The sequence below is a fragment of the Ligilactobacillus acidipiscis genome (assembly GCF_900116935.1).
GTDB lineage: Bacteria > Bacillota > Bacilli > Lactobacillales > Lactobacillaceae > Ligilactobacillus > Ligilactobacillus acidipiscis.
This window is the reverse complement of record NZ_LT630287.1, coordinates 1,838,540-1,860,891: the sequence shown is the minus strand read 5'-3', so window position 1 is coordinate 1,860,891 and position 22,352 is coordinate 1,838,540. Positions and strand designations below refer to the sequence as shown.

The window sequence follows — 22,352 nt, the reverse complement described above, 5'->3', positions numbered from 1 at the left end:
GAGTCACAAGTTGGAATGTGATGCAAACTATGACAAAGTAAGAGTCACAAGTTGGAATATAACACAAACTTTGGCAAAGTAAGTCGCACAAGTCGGAATGTGATGCAAACTATGGTGAAGTAAGAGTCACAAGTCGGAATGTGACGCAAAGTCGGGTGAAGTAAGTCTCACAAGTGAAAATGTAACGCAAACTCCAGCGCAGTAATAATCGCAAATGCTGCAAGAGACTGTAAAAGCGGCAACAACAAAACGAGAGACAGCCCGTTTTGTCAGCAGAAAGATAAAGACAAACAAAAAACACCACATACTACTACAAGCAACACGTGGTGTTTCAAATATCCTATTAAATTAAGCTAATGAACCCATTGGATCCCATGGTGCAAGAACTTTAGGTTCTTCTTTCAAAGCTTCTTGCAATTCTGCTGGCAAGAACTTCTTGTTAACAACAACTTGGTAGCAGTATTCGTCCATCCAGCTGTCACTCATTACGAAGAAACCTTTTGTTCCGACTTTGTTACCCCAGGAGTTTTCAACTTTCCACTTCGTTGGTTGATCATTTACCAAATCAACACCAGTCAAGACCATAGCGTGAGTCATTAAGCTTTCGCCATAATCCAAACGCTCTGCCTTAGACATTGAAAAGTCAATGTCGAATAATTCATCGTTGCTGTAAAGTTCAGTATCCATGATACCTTGCTGACGGTCAGATGATTGGCCAACGTCACAGCCGAACCAAACACTTTCGCCGGATTTTAATTGTTTAACAGCAACATCACGGAAGGTGTTCATGTCAACGTTTAAATGGCGAACCTGACGGCCATCAACGACATTGCCCAGCATTTCAACTGTGTACATATGGTTGTATGGTTTGTCATCAGTTGGTCCGTTGATGATCGAAACGTAGTCATCCAAGTTCCAGCCAACATACTTATCAAAGAATTCCCTTGGTGTGATGTTTTGGTCGATGTGATAGTTGTTATCCTTGTCACGGTATTCGAAGTCAAATGTTTGTGTTGGTTCACCGAAACTGTATGCACACATACGGTAAACTTCATTCAACATCTTGTCTTTGCGTGCTTGAATGTCTTCATCGCTAGCCTTGCTTGCGACTAATTCGCGTAATTCAACGGCATCTTTACGTAATTTAAGATTCAATGTGCTGTTGAATTCGCCAGAAGCTGATGAACTCTTGGTTTCAGGCATTACTGATTGAGGAACGACACCGTATTTTTGAATCAAAGCGATGACCATATCCCATTGGCCGCCATCTTGTTGCGGCGTTGTCATCAACCAGCTGACTTTACGGTCGCTAGTTGGAAGGTCTGCCGTTTTCAAAACATTTTCATAGAAATAGTTTGCTTTTTCAAGTTTGTCCCAGAAATAAGTGTAGCTTTGGGATAATTCGAAGTCATCGGCAACTTTGAAGTTATTGTGAATGTCATGACGCATCGTGTTCAATGCAGCAAACATCCAGCAACGGCCAGATTGTTTTTGGTTAGCTACTTCACCGGTGTCTAAATCAATTGAGAAAACAGGATTCATATTGATTTTTGAACGATAGTCGATACTTGTAGCTAAGATACCATTTTTCGTTACAGCACGTTCGGCAACTTGTGCGCCTTCATGTTTATCAAGATCTTGTTGATAATTTTTTAATTGATCAGCAGTAATAGCTTTGGTCATTAAAAAGTCACTCTCCTTTAACAGTCTACTCATATATTACGTCATTTTTTAATAATAGTAAATATAATTTGCTCAGACATATTTTACAAAACATAAGCAGATGGTTCAAAGCAATGGTAGCCAGCAAGGCACCTGGAGAAATTTGCACAGGCTGGCAGTTTTCTCAATAAAAATAAGAGAGGCTGACCAGTCTCTCTTATCATATGGAAATATTTTAATTTAACGGTGGGCATCTAAAACTTCTGGACCATCGGAGCGGCCAACGATCACGGTGTTGACCATGTTCAAGAACAAGCCGTGCTCAACAACACCAACTTCTTTGATCAAATCCGCAGCTAAGGTTTCTGGATCCAAGATATCATGGAGGTGCAGGTCAATGATATAGTTTTCTGAGTCAGTTAAGAGTAGGCTGTTACCATCTGCACTCTTGCGGAATGTTGGTTGGTAACCCTTCTTTTCAAAACGTTCGAAGACTTTTTGACTTCCGTAAGGAATGACCTCAACCGGCAGTGGGAAAGCACCTAAGTTTTTGACCATCTTGCTTTCATCCACGATCCACATGACCTTGTCGGAGTTAGTTGCAACGATTTTCTCAAACAATAGGGCTGCACCGCCACCCTTGATACCTTGAAAATCATCGCTGATCTCATCGGCACCATCGATGGTCAAGTCGATATGGTCAACGGCATCAACTGATTTGATAGTGATCCCGAGATCTTCGGCTTGTTTGGCAGTGGCTTTGGAAGTGGTGACTCCAGTAATATTCAATCCTTCAGTTTTGACGCGACGTCCGAGGGCATCGACCATAAATTTTACGGTCGAACCGGTCCCTAAACCAACTGTCATACCGTCTTTGATCCATTCAACGGACTTTTCACCAACCAGTTTCTTTAATTCATCCTGCTTCATGACGAGCTGTCTCCTCCTCGTGATTTTCCTTAAGTTTAAACAAAGTTTTTTTTCGGTAAACGGCGGAAAAATTTGTTAAACTTGATTTCTTTAAGTTCCTATATTATAGCATAAGGTTTATTTAATTAAAAAAAAAGTTCTAATGGGTCAATCGGATATTGAAATATGTTATCATGAAAATATATGAAAATTTATGTGAAAATGAGGGTCGAAAGTGAAAAGAGGATTCGAAAAAGTTAGCAGTTATGCTGCACAGGACATAAAATTACCACAAAGAGCAACACAAAATGCTGCAGGCTACGATTTTTTTGCTGCGAAAGATTTTGTGTTACCAAGTATTTGGAAGAAAAACTTCATTAAAGTTCTCGCTGCGCTTAGAAAAGGCCTAACGATCAATGAGGATGAAATGGCAAATGCTCAAAAAATATTAAAACCGTACTTAGTGCCAACGGGTATCAAAGCCTATATGGGTGACGATGAATATTTATTACTGGCTGATCGTTCCAGTGCGCCATTGAAACGCGGCTTGGTCTTACCCAATGGTGTGGGTATCATCGATGCTGATTATTATAATAACGATAGCAACGAGGGAGAAATTTTCTTTCAACTTTTGAACTTTTCTCTCTTTGATCAAACGATCAAGCAAGGTGAAAAACTCGGCCAGGGGATCTTTATGCCGTATTTAACAGCTGATGGTGAAGAAAGACCGCAAACCAAGCGGACAGGCGGTTTTGGTTCTTCCGGCAGATAAGACTAAGTTTTTTTGAAAGAATAATAAGCAGATTTTACGCTGGTAGTTCGAGAAAATCAGTTCGTTGATCAGGTCAACAAATTTATTTGAAAAGTGTGTCATGTTTTGACACATTTATAGCGCCGAAAAACGCGCTATTGTTTTTGATTGAATAACGACGTAAAACTTGGGCTTGAACGCCGAAACGGCTATAATTTGCACAAGATACTACATTTGTCGCAAGCTGATGTTGTGATCCATCTATTTAGAAAGAAAGGGGGCAGCCAATTGGCAAAAGCAAAAATCAAATATGTCTGCCAGAACTGCGGGTATTCTTCACCGCGCTACTTGGGCAGATGTCCGAATTGCGGTCAGTGGAATACATTAGTTGAAGAAGTCGAAAGAAAAGAACCTAAGGCGTCTGTTTCTTCATTTTCCGGCGGAACAGCGACTTCCAGCAAGCCGCAGCTATTAAAAGATGTTTCCTTGAAACAAGCGCCACGGGTGCAAACGCAGATCGATGAGTTAAATCGAGTGCTCGGTGGCGGGATCGTACCGGGCTCATTAGTTTTGATCGGTGGTGATCCGGGGATCGGTAAGTCTACTTTGTTATTGCAAGTTTCTGGACAGTTGGCACAAACGGGCGGCAAAGTCCTTTATGTTTCTGGAGAAGAAAGTGCAAATCAGATCAAGATGCGTGCTGACCGTTTGTCAGTCTCTAGTGATGATTTTTACCTCTATCCGGAAACTGACATGGGCGCGATCCGAGCTAATATTGATAGTTTGAAGCCAGACTACGTGGTGATCGATTCCGTGCAAACCATGCAAGAACCCGAGATGTCGTCAGCTGTTGGGAGTGTGTCGCAGATCCGTGAAGTGACCGCGGACTTGATGCGCTTGGCTAAGGGACAGGGTATCACGATCTTCGTTGTTGGTCATGTGACTAAGGGGGGCGCCATCGCCGGACCTAAGATCTTAGAACATATGGTGGATACTGTTTTGTATTTTGAGGGTGACCTCCATCATTCCTATCGTATTTTACGAGCAGTCAAAAATCGCTTTGGCTCAACTAACGAGATCGGGGTGTTTGAAATGCGCGAAGGTGGCTTGTACGAAGTTAGCAATCCATCCCGGACCTTCTTGGAGGAACGTTTGCAGGGAGCAACAGGGTCAGCGGTGGTCGTTTCATTAGAAGGGACACGGCCGATCATGGTCGAGATCCAAGCTTTGGTGACACCGACGGCCTTTGGCAATGCAAAAAGAACCACTTCAGGTCTTAACCAAAATCGGGTGTCATTGATCATGGCTGTCTTGGAAAAACGAGCCGGCTTGATGCTGCAAAATCAAGATGCTTATTTAAAAGCAGCAGGCGGAGTTAAGTTAGACGAGCCCGCCATTGACTTGGCATTAGCGATCAGTATTGCGTCAAGCTACCGTGAAAAAGAAACAGTCGCAACAGATTGCTTTATTGGAGAAGTTGGTTTGACAGGTGAGATCAGACGAGTTTCTGATATTGAAACTCGCGTGCGTGAAGCCCAAAAACTGGGATTCAAGCAGATCATTATTCCGCAAAATAACCTGTCTGAAGCAGATCTGCCGGAGAATATCGAAGTCCGTGGTGTTAAAACGTTAAATCAAGCGTTACATTTCGCTTTCGATTAAGTAAAAAAAGACACATAATTAATTTATTTTTGGTAAAATATTTAAAGGATGGTAAAACATTCTGTGACAAATCAAATCAGGAGAAAGTGAAGTGATAAGGATGCGAAAAAGAATGATCCAGTTAATTTTCGCACTTTTAGGAATAGGCGCGGGCTACTCATTCATGCCAATGGTATGGGCGGGATTTAACGTGCAAAATCGATGGCTTAACAATATTTTTATTGATATGGTGATCGGTTTAGTCGTTTTTGTTGTTTTAAGTATTATTTTGATCGAACCGGTTGAAAAGTTAGTTCAAAGGATAGAAAAATTTTTAACTAATGAAAAACCGGAGATGATCGTAACTGAAGTTATTTCGACGGTTATTGGGTTATTGATCGCGGTTTTGATTTCCTTATTATTCTCGAATTCGCAATTATTTTTCTTAAACACGATCTTACCCATTGTTTTATTGATTTTGTTTGCTTACCTGGGATTTATTTTAGGACGCTCGCGTTTTAATGATATTCGCAAGATCTTTGTTCGCCGCAAGAAGACGGGTTTAGAGGACAGCGAGCATTCTGGTGATGTTTTAGAGCGTAAAGCAGGCGACAATTTTCGTAAGTATAAGTTGCTAGACACCAACATCTTGATCGATGGCCGGATCTACGATCTTGCCAAGACTGGTTTTTTGGAAGGGATCTTAGTCGTTCCGAACTTCGTCTTGTATGAATTGCAGTATATTGCTGATTCGGCTGATAGTGTCAAACGTGTGCGTGGACGGCGTGGTCTTGATATTTTGAACAAACTCCGGGATGAAAAAATCATGCCGGTCCAAATGTATGATGGCGATTTTGACGATATCCAAGAAGTTGACAGCAAATTGTTGAAGTTAGCTAAACTGATCGATGCGGTTGTTGTTACTAACGACTATAATTTGAACAAAGTCGCTGAATTTCAAAATGTTCAGGTCTTAAACGTTAATGCTTTGGCTAAGTCGCTCAAACCGCGAGTTATCCCCGGCGAAACACTGAAAGTGATGATCATTAAAAACGGAACAGAACGGCAGCAAGGTGTTGCATACTTGGATGATGGCACTATGATCGTGGTCGAAGATGGGCACTATTATATGAACAAATCGATCGAAGTTGAAGTTACGAGTGCGCTCCAAACGGATGCCGGACGGATGATCTTCGCTAAACCGACACATTCTAAACGTGGCATTAACGAGAAAAACTCCAATTAGTTTGCTTAAGAGTGTTTATTTTTGCTGGTAAGCATAGTACAATTTAATGGTGTGGCTGTTTTAACGGCCCAGAAGAGGAATATCAATGAAAGAGGCGTAATTTATTAATGGCTAGTGATAAAATTCGGGTACGGTATGCTCCAAGCCCAACAGGACATTTGCATATCGGAAACGCTCGGACAGCGTTATTCAATTACTTATTTGCACGGCATAACAATGGGACATTTGTTTTGCGGATCGAAGATACTGATACTAAAAGAAATGTTGAAGATGGCGAAAAAAGCCAGATGGAAAACTTGGAATGGTTAGGCATTGATTGGGATGAAGGTCCAGACAAGCCTGGCGAATATGGGCCATACCGTCAGTCAGAAAGACGTGACATCTATGCTCCATTGATCCAAGAATTGATGGATAAAGATCTGGCTTATGAATCATACATGACTGAAGAAGAACTTTCAGCTCAACGTGATGAACAACGGGCTAACGGTGAAGCTCCTCGTTATATCTATGAATATGAAGGTATGAGTGAAGACGAGATCAAGGCATCCCAAGAAGCTGCTAAAGCCAAGGGGATCAAGCCGGTTATCCGTTTGCGTGTACCACATGATCATTTATATGAATGGGACGACATCGTTAAGGGCAAGATCAGTTTTCAGTCTGATACGATCGGCGGCGACTTTGTCATTGCTAAGCGCGATGGCATGCCAACCTATAACTTCGCCGTGGTCGTCGATGACCATTTGATGGCGATTACCCATGTTTTACGTGGTGATGACCATGTTGCTAATACTCCTAAGCAGTTGGCTGTTTATGATGCATTTGGTTGGGAACCTCCTGTTTTTGGTCATATGTCATTGATCATCAACACTGCTACTGGTAAGAAGTTAAGTAAACGTGACGAAACTGTGTTGCAGTTTATCGAACAGTACCGTTCACTAGGTTATTTGCCAAATGCGATGTTTAACTTTATTACATTATTAGGCTGGTCACCAGTAGGTGAATCCGAAATATTTACGAAGAAGCAATTTATCAAGATGTTTGATCCCAAACGTTTGAGTAAATCGCCAGCTTCATTTGATAACAAGAAATTGGAATGGGTCAACAACCAGTACGTCAAGGCCGGTAACGCCGACCAGATCACTTCATTAGCGATCAAACAGTTGATCAAGGCAGGCCGTTTGCCAGAAAATCCATCGAAAGAGAAGATCGAATGGGCACGTCAGTTGACAAACCTTTACAAACAACAGATGTCTTACGCTGCTGAAATGATCGATCTTTCGTCCGTCTTCTTCGATGAACCTGAGTCTTTAAGTGAAGATGCTTTGAAAGAACTATCACAGGAAACTGCTCCGGTAGTTCTGCAGGAATTTGCTGCTAAGATCAAGGAATTACCAGTCTTCGATGCATTTGAGATCCAATCAGTGATCATGCAGATCCAAAAGGAAAAGGGTATTCGCGGCCGCAAGCTGTATATGCCGATCCGGATCGCCACGACCCGTGAAATGCACGGACCAGATCTGGCACCTTCGATCGAATTGATTGGCCGTGAAAAAGTGTTGTCGCACTTGGATAAGACTTTTGCAGAATTAGGAATTTAGTTTTAAACACTGATAAGTGAAAAGTTCGGAAGCAAAACTGAGTTTGTTTTGTCACCGGACTTTTTTGTTAAATTGGGTAAGTGAGATGCTGTTCCTTTCCTCTTAGGCGGCGCTTGAAAGACCAAGTCTGGCGAAGTAAGTGTTACAAGAGAAAATGTGACGCAAACTTTGGCGAAGTAAGTGTTACAAGTAGAAATGTAATGCAAACTTTTGCGAAGTAAGCAACACAAGTGGGAATGTGACGCAAACTTCGGCGAAGTAAGCAACACAAGAGGAAATGTGACGCAAACTTTGGCGAAGTAAGTGTTACAAGTAGAAATGTGGCGCAAACTTCAGGAAAGTAAGTCTCACAAGTGGGAATGTAACGCAAAGTCCGGTGAAGTAAGTCACACAAGTAGAAATGCGACGCAAACTTTGGCAAAGTAAGTCTCACAAGCGGAAATGTGACGCAAACTTCAGCAAAGTAAGCAACCACTGAAGCAGTATTTTTTTTAAATCAACAAAAAATTCCAGTAAAAAAAGTGTAAATACTGTATGATTGCAGTATATATTAAGTGAAAGGTAAATCAGCGACTCTAACTGGGGTCCGTAGGGAGGCTTTTAAATGATCCAGCTTTATAATACTTTAACTAAGAAAAAAGAAGAATTTGTGCCGATGCAGCCGGGAAAAGTTAGGATGTATGTCTGTGGACCGACTGTCTACAATTATATTCACATCGGTAATGCGCGTAGTGCGATCGCTTTTGACACGGTTCGCCGTTATCTGGAGTACCGGGGGTATCAAGTCAAGTATGTTTCCAATTTCACGGATGTTGATGATAAGATCATCAAGGCCAGTCAGGAAATGGGTCTGACCGTCCCCGAAGTTACTGAAAAATTTATCAAAGCTTTCTATGCTGATACGGATGCCTTAAACGTCAAACGTGCAAACCTCAATCCACGCGTGATGGACAATATGGATGATATCATTGAATTTGTTAAGGTGCTGGTCGACAAAGACTATGCCTATGAATCCGGCGGTGACGTTTATTACCGTGCCCGTAAATTCAAGAAGTATGGTCTGTTATCTGGTCAATCCGTTAATGATCTGGAACAAGGTGCTAGTGCTCGGTTAAGCGCCGAGGATCAGGCCAAAAAAGAAGATCCGCTGGATTTTGCGGTGTGGAAGTCTGCCAAAACTGGTGAGATTGCATGGGATTCTCCATTTGGCAAGGGGCGTCCAGGCTGGCATATTGAATGTTCGGTAATGGCTACCAAATACTTGGGTGACACCATCGACATTCATGGCGGTGGCCAAGATTTAGAGTTCCCGCATCATGAAAATGAGATCGCCCAAAGTGAAGCTAAAACTGGCAAGAAATTTGCCAACTACTGGATGCATAATGGTTTTGTAACGATCGGTGAAGAAGACGAAAAGATGAGTAAATCTTTGGGGAACTTTGTAACTGTTCGTGATTTGTTAAAAGAAGTTGACCCGCAGATCGTCCGTTTCTTTATGGCAACTACCCAATACAGACGACCGATCCGCTACACATCAGCTAATTTAGACGAGGCTAAAACAAACCTCGAACGCATCCAAACGGCGGCAACTAATATCGGCTACCGGTTGCAAGACGCAAAGCAAGGTGCTGTTGATCCCACAGTCCAAAAAGAGTTTCAAGACCATGAAGCTGAATTTGAAGCAGCCATGGATGATGATTTCAACGCGCAAAATGGGATCGCGGTTGTCTACGAGCTGGTCAAACAACTTAACATTTATGCGGCTAAAGAAGAGGTGACTGCAACAACCTTGCAGTACCTGCTGGACGGCTTTGAAAAAATCGTGGGCGTGTTTGGTATTAAGCTCAAGCATGCTGACATTTTGGATGATGAGGTCGAAACTAAAATTGAACAAAGAAATGCTGCGCGGAAGAATAAAGATTTTGCTTTGAGTGATCAAATTAGGGATGAATTAAAAGAACAAGGGATCATTTTGGAGGATACTCCACAAGGTACCCGCTGGAAGAGAGAATAAAGTAATATGACAAGAGCAAATTATCAACAGATCAATGGGATCGCACTGGCTTATATCGGCGATGCGGTGTGGGAAGTTTTTGTGCGTGAACATTTGTTAGAACTTGGGTTAACTAAGCCCAACAAACTTCAGCACACTGCGACTCACTATGTTTCAGCCAAAGCCCAGGCTTTTTTGGTCGATCAAATGGAGCAAGCAGACAAGCTGTCTGAAGAAGAGTGGCTTTTTTTCAAAAAGGGGCGTAATGCCAAAAGTCACACTTCCGCTAAAAATACGGCGGTAATGACTTACCGGATCTCGACTGGCTTTGAAGCTTTGTTTGGCTATCTTTATACCAGTGAACAAGATGAACGGTTACAAGCGCTTGCCCACTGGTGCATTGAAACTGTTGAGACAAATAAAAGGAAGAAAAAGATATGAATAATAAGAATCAGACTGATGAGCAAGGCTTAGTGATTGGACGTCACGCTGCCATGGCTGCCCTAAAAGGGACCCAACCCGTCAATAAAGTCTATATCCAAGAAAAGCTGAAGTCCGATGCTTTACACGAGTTGGCAACGCTGGCACGCAAAAAATCGATCGTCGTTTCACGTGTTCCTAAGGCCAAAATGGATATGTTGAGTGATCACGCTAACCACCAGGGTGTGGCTGTTTCTGTGGCACCATTTCAATATGCCAAACTAGATGATTTATTTGCCAAAGCTCAGGTTGTGGGAGAACCTCCGTTTTTCTTGATCTTAGATGAGATCGAAGACCCCCATAATCTAGGTTCGATCATTCGGACAGCGGATGCGGCTGGAGTTCACGGAGTCATTATTCCCAAACGGCGAGCTGTCCAGTTGACTGCGACAGTGACTAAGACATCGACAGGTGCAGTTGAGTATGTGCCGGTGATGCGCACTAATAATTTGACTAATGTCGTTAAAGAATTAAAAAAACGCGGTGTTTGGGTTTTCGGTACCGATATGGAAGGACAAGATTTTCGCAAATTTGATGGGGCTGCCCCGACAGCTTTGGTGATCGGTAACGAAGGCAAGGGGGTCTCTCCTTTGTTAAAGAAAAACTGCGACGGTATGGTGTCGATCCCGATGAGTGGACACGTGCAAAGTTTGAACGCCAGTGTTGCGGCAAGTTTATTGATCTATCAAGTCTATACAAGTAGAGGAAAGTAAGCAGATAATGAAGAAAAACATTCTGATCGTCGATGCCTATAATATGATCGGTAACTGGCCAAAATTGAATAAGCTTAAGAAAAATGACCAATTAGAAGAGGCACGTGACCAATTGCTGCGTGTTCTTTCTGATTATCATAAGCAAAGTGGTTATCAGATCATCGTGGTTTTTGATGCCATGTATGTGCCAGGTCTGTCTAAAAGATACAAACAGTATACCTTACAGGTAATTTGGACGGATGAGGGTCAGACTGCGGATAGTTATATTGAATCTTTGGCGGGGCAGTTGATGAACCCGTTGACGCAAGTGACGGTGGCAACAAGTGATCAAGCTGAGCAATGGACTATTTTCTCGCAGGGCGCTTTGCGCAAACCAGCGTGGGAACTAGCTCAAGATATTCGGCGGGCCCAAAAAGAAGTTAAGCAAACGGCACGGCATTATCAAGATGAACACTCAGTCAGAAGTAATCCATGGAGCGAAGAGCAGTTGATTGAGTTAAGAAATTTACTGCAGCATCTGTCGCAATAAAAGCCGCATAAATTTGATAAAAATAAAATATTAAACGGCAAAGTTTCCCAAGAGTGTGAGGTGTTTTTATAGTCGAATCGCGTGCAACAAAAATCGGTGCCTGTCCAACACCAGATTCACTTCGCGCAACCTGCGATTTGAGTCTAATGTCAACTAGTGCTTGACTTTTCTTGTCCCGTGTTCCATCGCTTATTATGTTTAGTTAAACAGCTGATAATTCAGCGCTCCGACAGCAACTGAATTACCAACAGTTTAAAGTAAAACTCTGGGCGATTACCACAAACAGGTGGATTTTTCAAAAATTAGCAGCATTAATTCGACTTCTGGCGGGTGGAGGGTACTCACTCTTATACTGGCGTAAGCAACGTTAATAGCGAAATGAAAATAACTAACTTACTTACTTGCAAATTAGTAGTGAGTAGGTTAGTTTTTTTGTGATTTATTTTAGGAATGTTTGCTACTGGCGTTAAAATAAAAACAGGATAACTAAAATATAAGACGGTGGGGCTGTCTTTGTATTGACTTGCCTTGATGTCCATGATAAGGTTACAATGATATAATTTAAGGAGAACTGAAGATGGCAGGAAAAAGAAAAATTGCCTTGGCATGCTCAGAATGCGGTTCGCGAAATTACACTTTGGTAGAAAATCCTGCTCGGGTTTCTCGACTTGAAGTTAAGAAGTTTTGTAAGTATTGCGGCAAACATACAGTGCACCGCGAGACAAAATAAACTCATTTAATTTCGTGGATCTATGGAGGCTTAACGATGAAATTTTTAAAAGATGTTAAACAAAGTATGAGAGATACAACTTGGCCGACAGCTAGCGAAAACCGTAAAGACACGGTGACCGTTGTTTTGATGGCAATTGGTTTTGCGATTTTCTTTGGGATCGTCGATTATCTAGTTCAATTGATCATTAAATTTTTTGTGTAGTTGATCAGACGGACAAACTAGCAATTTAGCCAGTAATTTGATATAATCTCGTTTGTAAGGAAACTTCGCGTGGTCGAGGTTTTTTTATTTTGGAGAAATATTTTGATAAAGATAACTAAAGTTTGAAAAAGGAGAATAGAATAACATGGCTGAGAATATGGAAAAGAAATGGTACGTGCTGCATACTTATTCTGGTTACGAAAACAAAGTAAAAACTAACTTGGAATCACGGGCTCAATCCATGGGAATGGAAAACAACATTTTCAGAGTTGTTGTTCCAGAAGAAGAAAAACGGGAAACCACTAAAACAGGTAAAGAAAAGGTGGAGAAATTAAAGACCTTCCCTGGTTATGTCTTAGTCGAAATGGTGATGTCAGATCAGTCATGGTACGTTGTCCGTAACACACCTGGAGTAACAGGTTTTGTCGGTTCCCACGGCGCAGGTAGTAAACCAGCTCCTTTACTTGAAGAAGAAATTGACAGCATCTTGCATCAGTTGGGCTTGAGTGCTCGCCACGAGAAATTTGATGCTGAAGTAGGCGACTCAGTTACGATCGTTGATGGCGCCTTTTCTGGCATGGTCGGCAAGATCACTGAAATTGATAATGAAAAAATGAAGCTGCGCGTTGACATTGAAATGTTTGGCCGTGAAACTGCAGCCGAATTGAACTTTGATCAAGTTGATAAGTTAGTTTAAGCAGCATCGAAACTTGTCCGAGTTTAGTGTGTTGCTGGTAGTTTGTGCAAATTTGTGAAAACACCTTGCAAACGACTAACGGGCATGCTATATTTTATAGGTATGCTTATGGCATACTAGTGGGAGGCCAAATTTCATGGCCATCCGTACCACACACGGAATATAAGGAGGAATACACCGTGGCAAAAAAAGTAACAAACGTCGTTAAATTGCAGATCCCTGCTGGTAAAGCAACTCCTGCACCGCCAGTTGGTCCTGCATTGGGTCAAGCCGGTATCAATATCATGGGCTTCACAAAGGAATTTAATGCCCGTACTGCTGACCAAGAAGGCATGATCATCCCTGTTGAGATCAGTGTCTACGAAGATCGTTCATTCGACTTCATTACAAAAACTCCACCTGCAGCTATTTTGCTTAAGAAGGCTGCCGGTGTAGAACACGGTTCCGGTGAACCTAACACAAACAAGGTCGCTAGTGTAACTAAAGACCAAGTTAAGGAAATTGCCGAAACAAAAATGCAAGATCTAAACGCTGCAGACGTTGAAGCTGCTATGCGCATGATTGAAGGTACTGCACGAAGCATGGGCTTCACAGTAGAAGGCTAGTCGCTAGCCACCATGCTTTCCAGTCGGATACTTCGCGAAAGTGAATGTATCAAGTGGGAGGTTTATCCGATAGACCACATATTGCAAGGAGGAAAAATTTACTAATGGCAAAGAAAAGCAAGAAATATTTAGAAGCCGCTAAGCAAGTAGAAGCAAACAAAGAATACAGTCTTGATGAAGCAGTTAGCTTGGTCAAGAAAATCGACTTTGCTAACTTCGATGCAAGTGTCGAAGCAGCTTTCAAATTAAACGTTGATACAAAACAAGCAGACCAACAATTACGTGGTGCTGTTGTGCTTCCTAATGGTACAGGTAAAGACCAAACAGTTGTTGTTTTTGCTAAAGGACCTAAAGCACAAGAAGCTAAAGATGCTGGCGCTGATGTTGTCGGTGACGATGACTTAGTTGCACGTATCCAAGATGGTTGGTTAGACTTTGATGTAGCTATTGCTACACCAGATATGATGGCTCAAGTAGGTCGTTTAGGACGTGTCCTTGGACCTAAGGGCTTAATGCCTAACCCTAAGACAGGTACTGTTACAATGGACGTAAACAAAGCTGTTACGGAATCTAAGGCCGGTAAGGTTACTTATAGAACTGACCGTGACGGAAATGTTCATGTTCCGCTAGGCAAAGTTTCATTTAGCGAAGATGCTATCAAAGGCAACTTCCAGACTATCAGTGATGTGATCACAAAGGCTCGCCCAGCATCTGTGAAGGGTATCTATATCCAACACGTTTCCTTGGCTTCAACATTTGGCCCAAGTGTAACACTTGATATTTCATCTCTTTAATTTAATGAATTAAATTAAGAATATAGTTGACTTCTAATGGTGTACATGTTACATTATTAGAGGTCAATTTTTTATATGATTCTACCTAAGACTCAGGTGGCGTAAGCCTTAATATCCTGCCGAGGAGTAATGTTTATTATTCTCTCTCTGTGTCTTGGTGGATACGGAGCTTTTTTATTTGGAAAAGTTCTACACAATGACTGGGAGGTGAATCAAGTGAGTAAAGAAGTTATTACCCAAAAAGCTAAAATTGTTGACGGTGTTGTTGAAAAATTCAACAATGCTTCATCGATCGTGGTTACTGATTATCGTGGTTTAACGGTGGAAGAAGTTACTGAATTACGTAAGCAATTACGTGAAGAAGGCGTTGAGATGCGTGTCATCAAAAACACATTCTTAAAGCGTGCAGCTGACCAAACAGGCTATGAAGGTTTGGACGAAGTATTTTCAGGTCCTACTGCAGTTGCTTTTGGTAGTGAAGATGTTGCTGCTCCTGCACGTGTGATCGCAAAATTTGCTGAAGACCATGAAGCATTAAGCATTAAGGGTGGCGTTATCGAAGGAAAGGTTTCTTCTGTCGAAGATATCAATGCACTTTCCAAGTTGCCAGACCGCGACGGCTTGTTGTCAATGTTGCTTTCAGTATTGCAAGCACCAGTGCGCAACGTTGCTTATGCTGTTAAGGCTGTTGCCGACAGCAAGGATGAAGATGCAGCTTAATGTTGTATTTTAAATATATTTGATCAAAAATTTGGAGGAAAACAAAATGGCATTAGATACAGAAAAAATCATTGCTGACCTTAAAGAAGCCAGCATTCTTGAATTAAACGATTTAGTTTCAGCTATTGAAGAAGAATTCGGCGTTTCAGCAGCTGCTCCAGTTGCAGCTGCAGGTGCTGCTGGTGGCGACGCTGCTGCAGAACAAACAGAATTCGACGTTGAATTAGCTAGTGAAGGTACAGCTAAGGTTAAGACGATCAAAGCTGTTAAGGACATCACAGGTCTTGGCTTGAAAGATGCTAAGGGCTTGGTTGACAATGTTCCTTCAGTTATCAAGGAAGGCGCTTCTAAGGAAGAAGCTGAAGATATCAAGGCTAAGCTTGAAGATGTTGGTGCTACAGTTAACCTTAAATAATCATTCTTTGAATGTCAGAGCATCTCTCCTGTCGGAGGGGTGCTTTTTTGTGCTCTTTTATAAAAAAAGTTGGCTTTGAGGGATCAACAAATAGGAATGCGATGCAAACTTTGTTGAAGTAAGTCCCACAAGTGGAAATGTGACGCAAACTTCGGCGAAGTAAGTCTCATAAGTAGGAATGTAACGCAAACTCCGGCAAAGTAAGTCTCACAAGTGAAAATGTAACGCAAACTTTGGCAAAGTAAGTCCCACAAGTGGAAATGTGACGCAAACTTTGGCAAAGTAAGTGTTACAAGTGGAAATGTAACGCAAACTTTGGCAAAGTAAGCAACACAAGTAGGAATGTGACGCAAACTCCAGCGAAGTAAGTCTCACAAGAGAGAATGTGACGCAAACTTCGGCAAAGTAAGCAACACAAGTAGGAATGTGACGCAAACTTCGGCAAAGTAAGTCCCACAAGTAGGAATGTGACGCAAACTCCGGCGAAGTAAGCAACACAAGTGGAAATGTGACGCAAACTTCGTCCAAGTGAGTCCCACAAGTTATCCAGCCTGAAGCCGTCTGCTGTACCCAGGCAGCCAATTTGTTGCTGACTTTGCGATAGTCGTTTTGAGCTTCGAAATGTGCTACACTCAATAAAGCGAGTTCGTTTTTGAAAGGAAAGTTATTGAATGAAACAACTGATTTTGGCAGAAAAACCAAGTGTGGCACGAGATCTCAGCAAGACTCTAGGTGCGACACAGAAACATAAAAATTATTTTGAAGGCGACAAGGTCGTTGTGACTTGGGCTTTAGGCCATTTGTTAGGCTTACAGATGCCGGAAGATCTCAACAAAAAGTGGGGAAAATGGCAGATGGAAACTTTGCCGATGCTCCCTAAGAAGATCGGTATCAAGCCGTTGCCTAAAACGCAGGGCCAACTAAAGACTATTTCAAGTTTAGCAAAAAGAAAAGATATTAAAGAAGCTGTGATCGCGACTGACGCTGGACGTGAAGGTGAGTTAGTTGCTCGGTGGATCTTGCAGTATATCCGTTTCAGCAAACCTGTCAAACGTTTGTGGATCTCTTCGCAAACGAATAAGGCAGTTAAAGAAGGCTTCGATTCCTTGAAGCCGGCTAAGGAATATGATGATCTGTATTACTCCGCTTTAGCACGGGCTAAGGCGGATTGGCTAGTAGGGTTAAACGTGACTCGTGCCTTAACAGTCAAGTATGATGATAATTTATCAGCGGGCCGTGTTCAAACACCGACGCTAGCTCAAGTTAATCAACAGGCGCAAAAAATCAATCAATTCAAACCTCAGCAATATTACACGATCAGTTTGGATGTCGCTGGTCAAAAAGCAGACCGTCAGCAGAAAGATAAGTTCGAGCTCAAGGATCTGCCAGCTGCACAAAGAATCGTCAAAGAACTTGAAACACATAGTGGGAAAGTCGTTGATATTAGTCAAAAAGATAAATCACAACAGGCACCGTTACCCTATGATTTGACAGAATTGCAACGGGAAGCCAACCAGATTTATGGCTATTCCGCTAAAAAAACTCTGTCATTAGTCCAAAGTCTCTATGAAATTCATAAGATCGTTTCTTACCCACGGACTGATAGCAAATATCTGAGCACTGACCTCAAGTCGACCATGAAGGAACGTTTGCAGGCCATCAGCAACTTAGTACCTGAGGCTAAACATTACTTGGCAAACGGCAGTCACGTTGTTTTGCAGAAGGTTTTTAATGACAAAAAGGTCACTGACCACCATGCGTTGATACCAACGGAACAAAAGCCGCGTTATGAAAAGCTGTCGCAAGATGAGCACCGGATCTATAGTATGATCGTCAAACGTTTTGCGGGCTTGTTTGCGCAGCCTTACCAGATAAAACAAGAAAAAATCACTGTTCAATTTGGTCAGGATATTTTCGTTTTTACGCAAGAAAAAGTCGTTGAAGCGGGATGGAAGACAGCTAAAGTACAAGAAAGTAAACAAAGAGACTGGCAGGTCGGTGAAAAAATTACCCCGAAGTTTAAGGTCTCGGCAAAACAAACTACGCCACCGGCTCCCTTGAACGAAGGTAGTTTGCTTGCCAAGATGGAGAAATACGGTTTGGGTACTCCGGCTACTCGGGCAGAGATTATTGAAAAATTAGTTAAGACAGAATTGATGGAGAGAACAGGGAAAAGTTTGCAAGTCACACCAAAGGGCAAACAGCTCCTACACCTGGTAAATCCTGCCTTGATCACACCTGAACTGACTGCCAAGTGGGAAGAACAATTGGAACAGATCGCCCACGGCAAGTATAATAGTCAGAACTTTATTTCAGAGATCGAAAGGGAAACCGGTCATCTTGTAGCTGAAATCAAAAACAGCCAGCAAAAATATCAGGACCATTCCTTGACTTCGAAGAAATGTCCTAAGTGTGGTTCCTTATTGAAAGAGAAGAATACTAGGAATGGCAAGATCTTAGTTTGCACTGCCCCGGATTGTGACTATCACCGGCGCGCCGAGGCGAAGGTTACTAACCATCGTTGCCCGCAATGTCACAGAAAAATGTTGCTGATCGAAGGCAAGAATGGAACTTATTTCCGGTGCAAGTACGATGGGACCACTGAAAAGCCAACTGGTAAAAGTAAGAAGAATAAGAAAATGACCAAGCATGAGGAAAAACGTTTGCTCAAAAAGGTCAATCAAGATGATGAACCGGTAGAAAGTCCATTGGCGGCTGCTTTGAAAAAAGCGATGCAAGAAAAGTAAGAGTCGGGTTTTCTTCGAAAAAGTAAAGAAGCAGCTGTTTTCACATTGACGTGAAGCAGCTGCTTTTAATTTTTATTTTATGTATAGCATGGGTCAAACGGGCATCAGCACGAATGACTCAAATATAATTAATCTTGGACCATGATCACTGTCATCATCTTGAAGTATAGTGATTCATACCATTTCATTCCACGTTCTTCAAATTCTTGTCTTTTTTGTTTACAATGTTCAGTCAAACCGCTAAATAACATCCGGTAAACTTTAGTATTGGTTATCCAATGATGAAAACGTGGAGAAACTTTGGATAAACCGAAAAATCCTGTGATCAAAAAAGGCAGTTGCGGCATAACCGGTAGAGCCAACCCGATCAAAGCTAAAGCAAATGCGACCACGGTCAGCAAACACCATAACACCTTAGTAATATTTTGCGTCAATAGGATCCCTCCTTAAAAACTTGGAGTCAAACGAATAATGGGGAATAGCTTCAACCAAGTTTACTTAACAACAGCCAACTTGGTCGAATGCTACTAGTAACTTACATTCAATTGTTTCTGATTATAGCACGTTGGCAGCGGTTTGAATATCGCAACGCTTATAAGAATTAGTTAAGGTGATTAATTAAATGTAAACGCAAAAATATTTTTTGATGAGGCAAAGTACGAATCCGCTAACAGAAAACTTTTAAGATAAAGTATTTTTTTAGACATGTGAAAGCGCAGTAAGCTTATTTCAAAAAATTACTGTCATACATTAGAAAAATATTTGGTTTTTTATATACAAACTGAGTTTAAAAAGTTTCACATTCTGTGTTAAAAATTTAATTTGAAAAAATTAAGATAATTTTCTTGCGTTCTTTGGCAAATGTCGTACAATATAATGTGTACATGTCTAAAAGTGAATGTTGAAGGTCTTCAATGAATCACGCATTTAGACATATAAATTTGTTGGGGAAATTAAATAATGGGGGGTAAATTGTGAGTTCGCTACAGAAGCTTATAACAGATCTAACACAGATCTTACAGTTAACAAGTCAGCAGTATGAAGATGAGGAGTCGGCTAAGCTGGGGGTTATCGATGTTTATTATTTGGAAGCTATTTATCAGCTGAAACAACCGACGATCGGTAAAATCTCGCGGTTGTTAGGGCAATCGACGCCAAATACCAACTATCATATCAAGAAACTGATCAACATGGGTTTGATCGAAAAACGGATCGACCCATCCGATCATAGGGTCACTCACCTGACTACTACAGAAAGATATTCAGATAGTTTTAAAGCTAATGGAGAATTTTGGGAAACGTTGCAGCAACGTTTGGAAGACGAAATTGAACCGCGTGATTTTGCTATTTTTAAGCGGGTCCTTGGTCAAACGGTCGATATTGTTCATGAAGAGCTTTAAACAAGATCCATTATAATGAAAAAAACGACTGCCCCGGGGCGGTCGTTTTTGTTAGCGCCTGATCTTAAAATAGGCAATCAGCCTCTTTCGGAAATATGCTATAATGATAAGCAACAATTAAACGTTTAAAAAATCATCTCGAGTTAGTACACCTTGAATTTTTGTTGAGTTGTCAAAGCGGCTTTTTGCACCTATTTAAGTCCTGTTTTCTATGCTAAAAGCGAATTATTGAAGATAAAAACAGGAGTTTAAGCTTTGCTATGCTCAGCTATTTTAGCCAATTTCTGTGAGATAAGAGAGTTTGTTTTTTCAATTAAGTCTCCAAGTTATTATAAGTTTCAATCTTTGATAACAGTCATCTCTTAAACGTCTCGCTGTGTTCTTTCATTTCATGGGGGTAAAATAAGTGGTTAAAAATAACCAGGTTTACCATAAAGTTCTATATGCGTTGTTTACAGCAATTATTATTGTCCAAAATTTTGTGCCATTTTTGGGCTATATTCCTATTGGTCCGTTGAATTTAACGATCATTCATGTGACAGTGATCATAGCTGCCCTGACCCTAGGGCCAAGTGGAGGTGCCATTGTTGGCGGTATCTGGGGCGGTATTACATTTGTCAGAGCGTTTGTCTGGCCGACCAGTCCACTAGCCGCTATCGTTTTTGTGAATCCTTTGGTCTCGGTGTTGCCTCGGATCTTGATCGGGGTTGTGGCAGGGTATGTCTTCCGCTGGTTGACGCACAAAATGAGGCAGCAGTATTTAGCACTCGGAATAGCCGGCTTATTAGGTTCGTTGACTAACACATTTTTGGTGTTAGGGCAGATCTATCTCTTCTATAATGGACATTCTCAGGCACTTTATCAAATTGATACGAAAGCAATGATGCCATATTTGCTGGGAGTCATTGCTACAAATGGGATCCCTGAAGCGATAATCGCTGCGATCGTTGCACCATTGATCGCTAAACCGTTAATGGGTCGAGTACGAAAAGGATGAGCTGATTGGCACAAAAAAAAAACGGAGTACTAAAAAAACAAGGCAAATAAAAAAGCGCCGCCCAGCTGCCAAGCGTAAGTCAAAAAAGGTTGCATTTAGGTGGCCGGACCTGATCTTGGCAATCCTTTTGATAACATTAGTTTCGGTGCAAATGATCAAATGGCTCGATCATCATGCTCAAGAAACACCCAAGGTCGAACAGACATCACAGACTAAGAGCAGACAGGCTTTTATTAAACAACTGGTCCCAAGCGCCCAAAAACAGCAGCGGCAGTATCATGTTTTTGCAAGTATCACTTTGGCGCAGGCTAGTTTAGAATCAGATTGGGGTACAAGTGAATTATCGCAGAAGTATCATAATTTATTTGGGATCAAAAGTTCAGATCCTAATAGCCCGTTACTGACAACAAAAGAATATGTTAATGGCCAGTGGATCACTGTTAAGGCACGGTTTGCAGCTTATAATAATTACGATGAATCGATCAGTGCTCATACTCAATTATTTGTCAGTGGGACTGGCTGGGATTCGGGCCATTATCAAGCCGTCATAAATGCTGAGAATTATCAGGAAGCCGCGCGGGCTTTACAGTCTAAGGGTTACGCAACTGACCCAGACTACGCACAAAAATTGATTGACTTGATCAAGGAATATCATTTAGATCAATATGATCTGTAAGAAAGACATGTGAATGGCAAACTTTTGCTGGTGGATATTGTCGGTTGTCTTTTGATGTGCTATTCTTGAATAGTAATATAGGCTGTGATAGTGCAGTTACAAGGGATAGGTTAGGCTTATAGGAGGAAAATTTCAGTGAAATTATTAGAGGAACGCATTAGAGAAGACGGCTTAGTTTTGCCAGGCAATGTGCTAAAGGTCAATTCATTTTTGAACCACCAGATCGACCCGGAATTGATGAATACGATCGGACAGGAATTTGCCCATTTATTTCGGGATAACAATATTACGCGCATCTTGACGGTCGAATCTTCCGGGATCGCTCCTGCAATCATGACCGGCTTGGCCTTGCATGTGCCGGTTTTGTTTGCTCGTAAGACTAAGAGTTCCACTATGAATACTTCACTTTTTACCGCTGATGTGTATTCTTATACTAAAAAAGTTACCAACAAAATTTCAGTTGACCAGAAGTTTTTACTCCAGACAGACAATGTCTTGATCATTGATGATTTCCTAGCAAATGGTCAAGCCGTTTCAGGATTGTTGGAGATCTGCAAGCAAGCAGATGCACATGTTGAAGGCGTTGGGATCGTTATCGAAAAAGCTTTCCAAACTGGTGGTAAGCTCTTGCGTGACCAAGGTGTTCGCTTGGAATCATTAGCTCGGATCTCTTCTTTTGAAGATGGAAAAGTTAATTTCGTTGGTGATTAATGTGTGGTTTAAGAGCCGTTAGGTAAGCTGCTTTCATAAGATGTGAGCAGCTTTTTTTAGGTTAATTTAAAAAGATTATATTTTTTACTAAAAAGAGTAGTTATCACAGGTTATACAAGTAAAACTATGTTATG

23 protein-coding genes and 1 other annotated feature are annotated in these 22,352 nt (G+C 41.5%); of the genes, 20 read left to right on the top strand and 3 right to left on the bottom strand.

Annotated features, from left to right (window positions below; genetic code table 11):
* Positions 1-348 precede the first annotated feature (348 nt).
* Together BQ5903_RS08630 and rpiA are read right to left on the bottom strand one after the other, a co-directional pair.
* Positions 349-1,683, bottom strand: coding sequence for a C1 family peptidase (locus BQ5903_RS08630; RefSeq protein WP_010496785.1), 1,335 nt, complete (start codon positions 1,681-1,683; stop codon positions 349-351).
* Between the two features lie 219 nt (positions 1,684-1,902).
* Positions 1,903-2,592, bottom strand: coding sequence for a ribose-5-phosphate isomerase RpiA (gene rpiA, locus BQ5903_RS08625; protein WP_010496786.1), 690 nt, complete (start codon positions 2,590-2,592; stop codon positions 1,903-1,905).
* A 214-nt stretch (positions 2,593-2,806) separates the two neighbouring features.
* On the opposite strand from rpiA, the gene BQ5903_RS08620 reads away from it, so the two are divergent.
* The 16 genes from BQ5903_RS08620 to BQ5903_RS08545 all read left to right on the top strand — a co-directional run bounded on the left by BQ5903_RS08620 (position 2,807) and on the right by BQ5903_RS08545 (position 18,434).
* Positions 2,807-3,343, top strand: a complete 537-nt coding sequence (locus BQ5903_RS08620) for a dCTP deaminase/dUTPase family protein (protein WP_010496789.1) — start codon at positions 2,807-2,809, stop codon at positions 3,341-3,343.
* Between the two features lie 267 nt (positions 3,344-3,610).
* A complete protein-coding gene (gene radA / locus BQ5903_RS08615; RefSeq protein WP_079579357.1) occupies positions 3,611-4,984 on the top strand; it encodes a DNA repair protein RadA in 1,374 nt (457 codons plus the stop codon).
* Between the two features lie 100 nt (positions 4,985-5,084).
* Positions 5,085-6,209 (top strand): PIN/TRAM domain-containing protein, encoded by a 1,125-nt coding sequence (locus BQ5903_RS08610; protein WP_010496793.1) that lies wholly within the window; start codon positions 5,085-5,087, stop codon positions 6,207-6,209.
* A gap of 107 nt (positions 6,210-6,316) precedes the next feature.
* Entirely contained in the window at positions 6,317-7,807 is a 1,491-nt protein-coding gene (gltX, locus tag BQ5903_RS08605) for a glutamate--tRNA ligase (RefSeq protein WP_079579356.1), read from the top strand.
* A 604-nt stretch (positions 7,808-8,411) separates the two neighbouring features.
* Positions 8,412-9,821: a cysteine--tRNA ligase gene (gene cysS / locus BQ5903_RS08600; RefSeq protein WP_010496797.1), complete on the top strand. Its 1,410-nt coding sequence runs from the start codon at positions 8,412-8,414 to the stop codon at positions 9,819-9,821.
* A 6-nt stretch (positions 9,822-9,827) separates the two neighbouring features.
* Positions 9,828-10,241: a Mini-ribonuclease 3 gene (locus BQ5903_RS08595; protein WP_010496799.1), complete on the top strand. Its 414-nt coding sequence runs from the start codon at positions 9,828-9,830 to the stop codon at positions 10,239-10,241.
* A complete protein-coding gene (rlmB, locus tag BQ5903_RS08590) occupies positions 10,238-10,993 on the top strand; it encodes a 23S rRNA (guanosine(2251)-2'-O)-methyltransferase RlmB (RefSeq protein WP_010496801.1) in 756 nt (251 codons plus the stop codon). The genes BQ5903_RS08595 and rlmB overlap by 4 nt, the downstream gene beginning before the upstream one ends.
* Before the next feature lie 7 nt (positions 10,994-11,000).
* Positions 11,001-11,522 carry an NYN domain-containing protein gene (locus BQ5903_RS08585; RefSeq protein WP_010496803.1) on the top strand — a complete coding sequence of 174 codons (522 nt, stop codon included), beginning with the start codon at positions 11,001-11,003 and terminating at the stop codon, positions 11,520-11,522.
* A gap of 577 nt (positions 11,523-12,099) precedes the next feature.
* Positions 12,100-12,252: a 50S ribosomal protein L33 gene (rpmG, locus tag BQ5903_RS08580; RefSeq protein ID WP_010496805.1), complete on the top strand. Its 153-nt coding sequence runs from the start codon at positions 12,100-12,102 to the stop codon at positions 12,250-12,252.
* Between the two features lie 36 nt (positions 12,253-12,288).
* Positions 12,289-12,456: a preprotein translocase subunit SecE gene (gene secE / locus BQ5903_RS08575; protein WP_010496806.1), complete on the top strand. Its 168-nt coding sequence runs from the start codon at positions 12,289-12,291 to the stop codon at positions 12,454-12,456.
* Between the two features lie 145 nt (positions 12,457-12,601).
* The gene (gene nusG, locus BQ5903_RS08570) at positions 12,602-13,153 is read left to right on the top strand and encodes a transcription termination/antitermination protein NusG (protein WP_056972134.1); all 552 of its coding nucleotides are present in this window, start codon (positions 12,602-12,604) and stop codon (positions 13,151-13,153) included.
* Positions 13,154-13,332: 179 nt separating this feature from the next.
* Positions 13,333-13,758: a 50S ribosomal protein L11 gene (rplK, locus tag BQ5903_RS08565; RefSeq protein ID WP_010496811.1), complete on the top strand. Its 426-nt coding sequence runs from the start codon at positions 13,333-13,335 to the stop codon at positions 13,756-13,758.
* Between the two features lie 104 nt (positions 13,759-13,862).
* Positions 13,863-14,552 (top strand): 50S ribosomal protein L1, encoded by a 690-nt coding sequence (rplA, locus tag BQ5903_RS08560; RefSeq protein ID WP_010496812.1) that lies wholly within the window; start codon positions 13,863-13,865, stop codon positions 14,550-14,552.
* A 66-nt stretch (positions 14,553-14,618) separates the two neighbouring features.
* Positions 14,619-14,737: a sequence feature (ribosomal protein L10 leader region), on the top strand.
* Positions 14,738-14,768: 31 nt separating this feature from the next.
* Complete coding sequence (gene rplJ, locus BQ5903_RS08555; RefSeq protein ID WP_079579355.1) at positions 14,769-15,272, top strand: 50S ribosomal protein L10; 504 nt, start codon at positions 14,769-14,771, stop codon at positions 15,270-15,272.
* Positions 15,273-15,318: 46 nt separating this feature from the next.
* Positions 15,319-15,687: a 50S ribosomal protein L7/L12 gene (rplL, locus tag BQ5903_RS08550; protein WP_010496817.1), complete on the top strand. Its 369-nt coding sequence runs from the start codon at positions 15,319-15,321 to the stop codon at positions 15,685-15,687.
* Between the two features lie 671 nt (positions 15,688-16,358).
* The gene (locus BQ5903_RS08545) at positions 16,359-18,434 is read left to right on the top strand and encodes a DNA topoisomerase III (protein WP_079579354.1); all 2,076 of its coding nucleotides are present in this window, start codon (positions 16,359-16,361) and stop codon (positions 18,432-18,434) included.
* Positions 18,435-18,562: 128 nt separating this feature from the next.
* Here BQ5903_RS08545 and BQ5903_RS08540 read toward each other — a convergent pair whose 3' ends face one another.
* Positions 18,563-18,868, bottom strand: a complete 306-nt coding sequence (locus BQ5903_RS08540) for a DUF454 family protein (RefSeq protein WP_010496821.1) — start codon at positions 18,866-18,868, stop codon at positions 18,563-18,565.
* Between the two features lie 540 nt (positions 18,869-19,408).
* On the opposite strand from BQ5903_RS08540, the gene BQ5903_RS08535 reads away from it, so the two are divergent.
* The 4 genes from BQ5903_RS08535 to BQ5903_RS08520 all read left to right on the top strand — a co-directional run bounded on the left by BQ5903_RS08535 (position 19,409) and on the right by BQ5903_RS08520 (position 22,218).
* The gene (locus BQ5903_RS08535; protein WP_010496824.1) at positions 19,409-19,834 is read left to right on the top strand and encodes a MarR family winged helix-turn-helix transcriptional regulator; all 426 of its coding nucleotides are present in this window, start codon (positions 19,409-19,411) and stop codon (positions 19,832-19,834) included.
* A gap of 406 nt (positions 19,835-20,240) precedes the next feature.
* Complete coding sequence (locus BQ5903_RS08530) at positions 20,241-20,831, top strand: ECF transporter S component (RefSeq protein ID WP_056972476.1); 591 nt, start codon at positions 20,241-20,243, stop codon at positions 20,829-20,831.
* Between the two features lie 46 nt (positions 20,832-20,877).
* Positions 20,878-21,507 (top strand): glycoside hydrolase family 73 protein, encoded by a 630-nt coding sequence (locus BQ5903_RS08525; protein WP_172823866.1) that lies wholly within the window; start codon positions 20,878-20,880, stop codon positions 21,505-21,507.
* A 135-nt stretch (positions 21,508-21,642) separates the two neighbouring features.
* The gene (locus BQ5903_RS08520) at positions 21,643-22,218 is read left to right on the top strand and encodes a xanthine phosphoribosyltransferase (protein ID WP_056988073.1); all 576 of its coding nucleotides are present in this window, start codon (positions 21,643-21,645) and stop codon (positions 22,216-22,218) included.
* Positions 22,219-22,352: the final 134 nt, after the last annotated feature.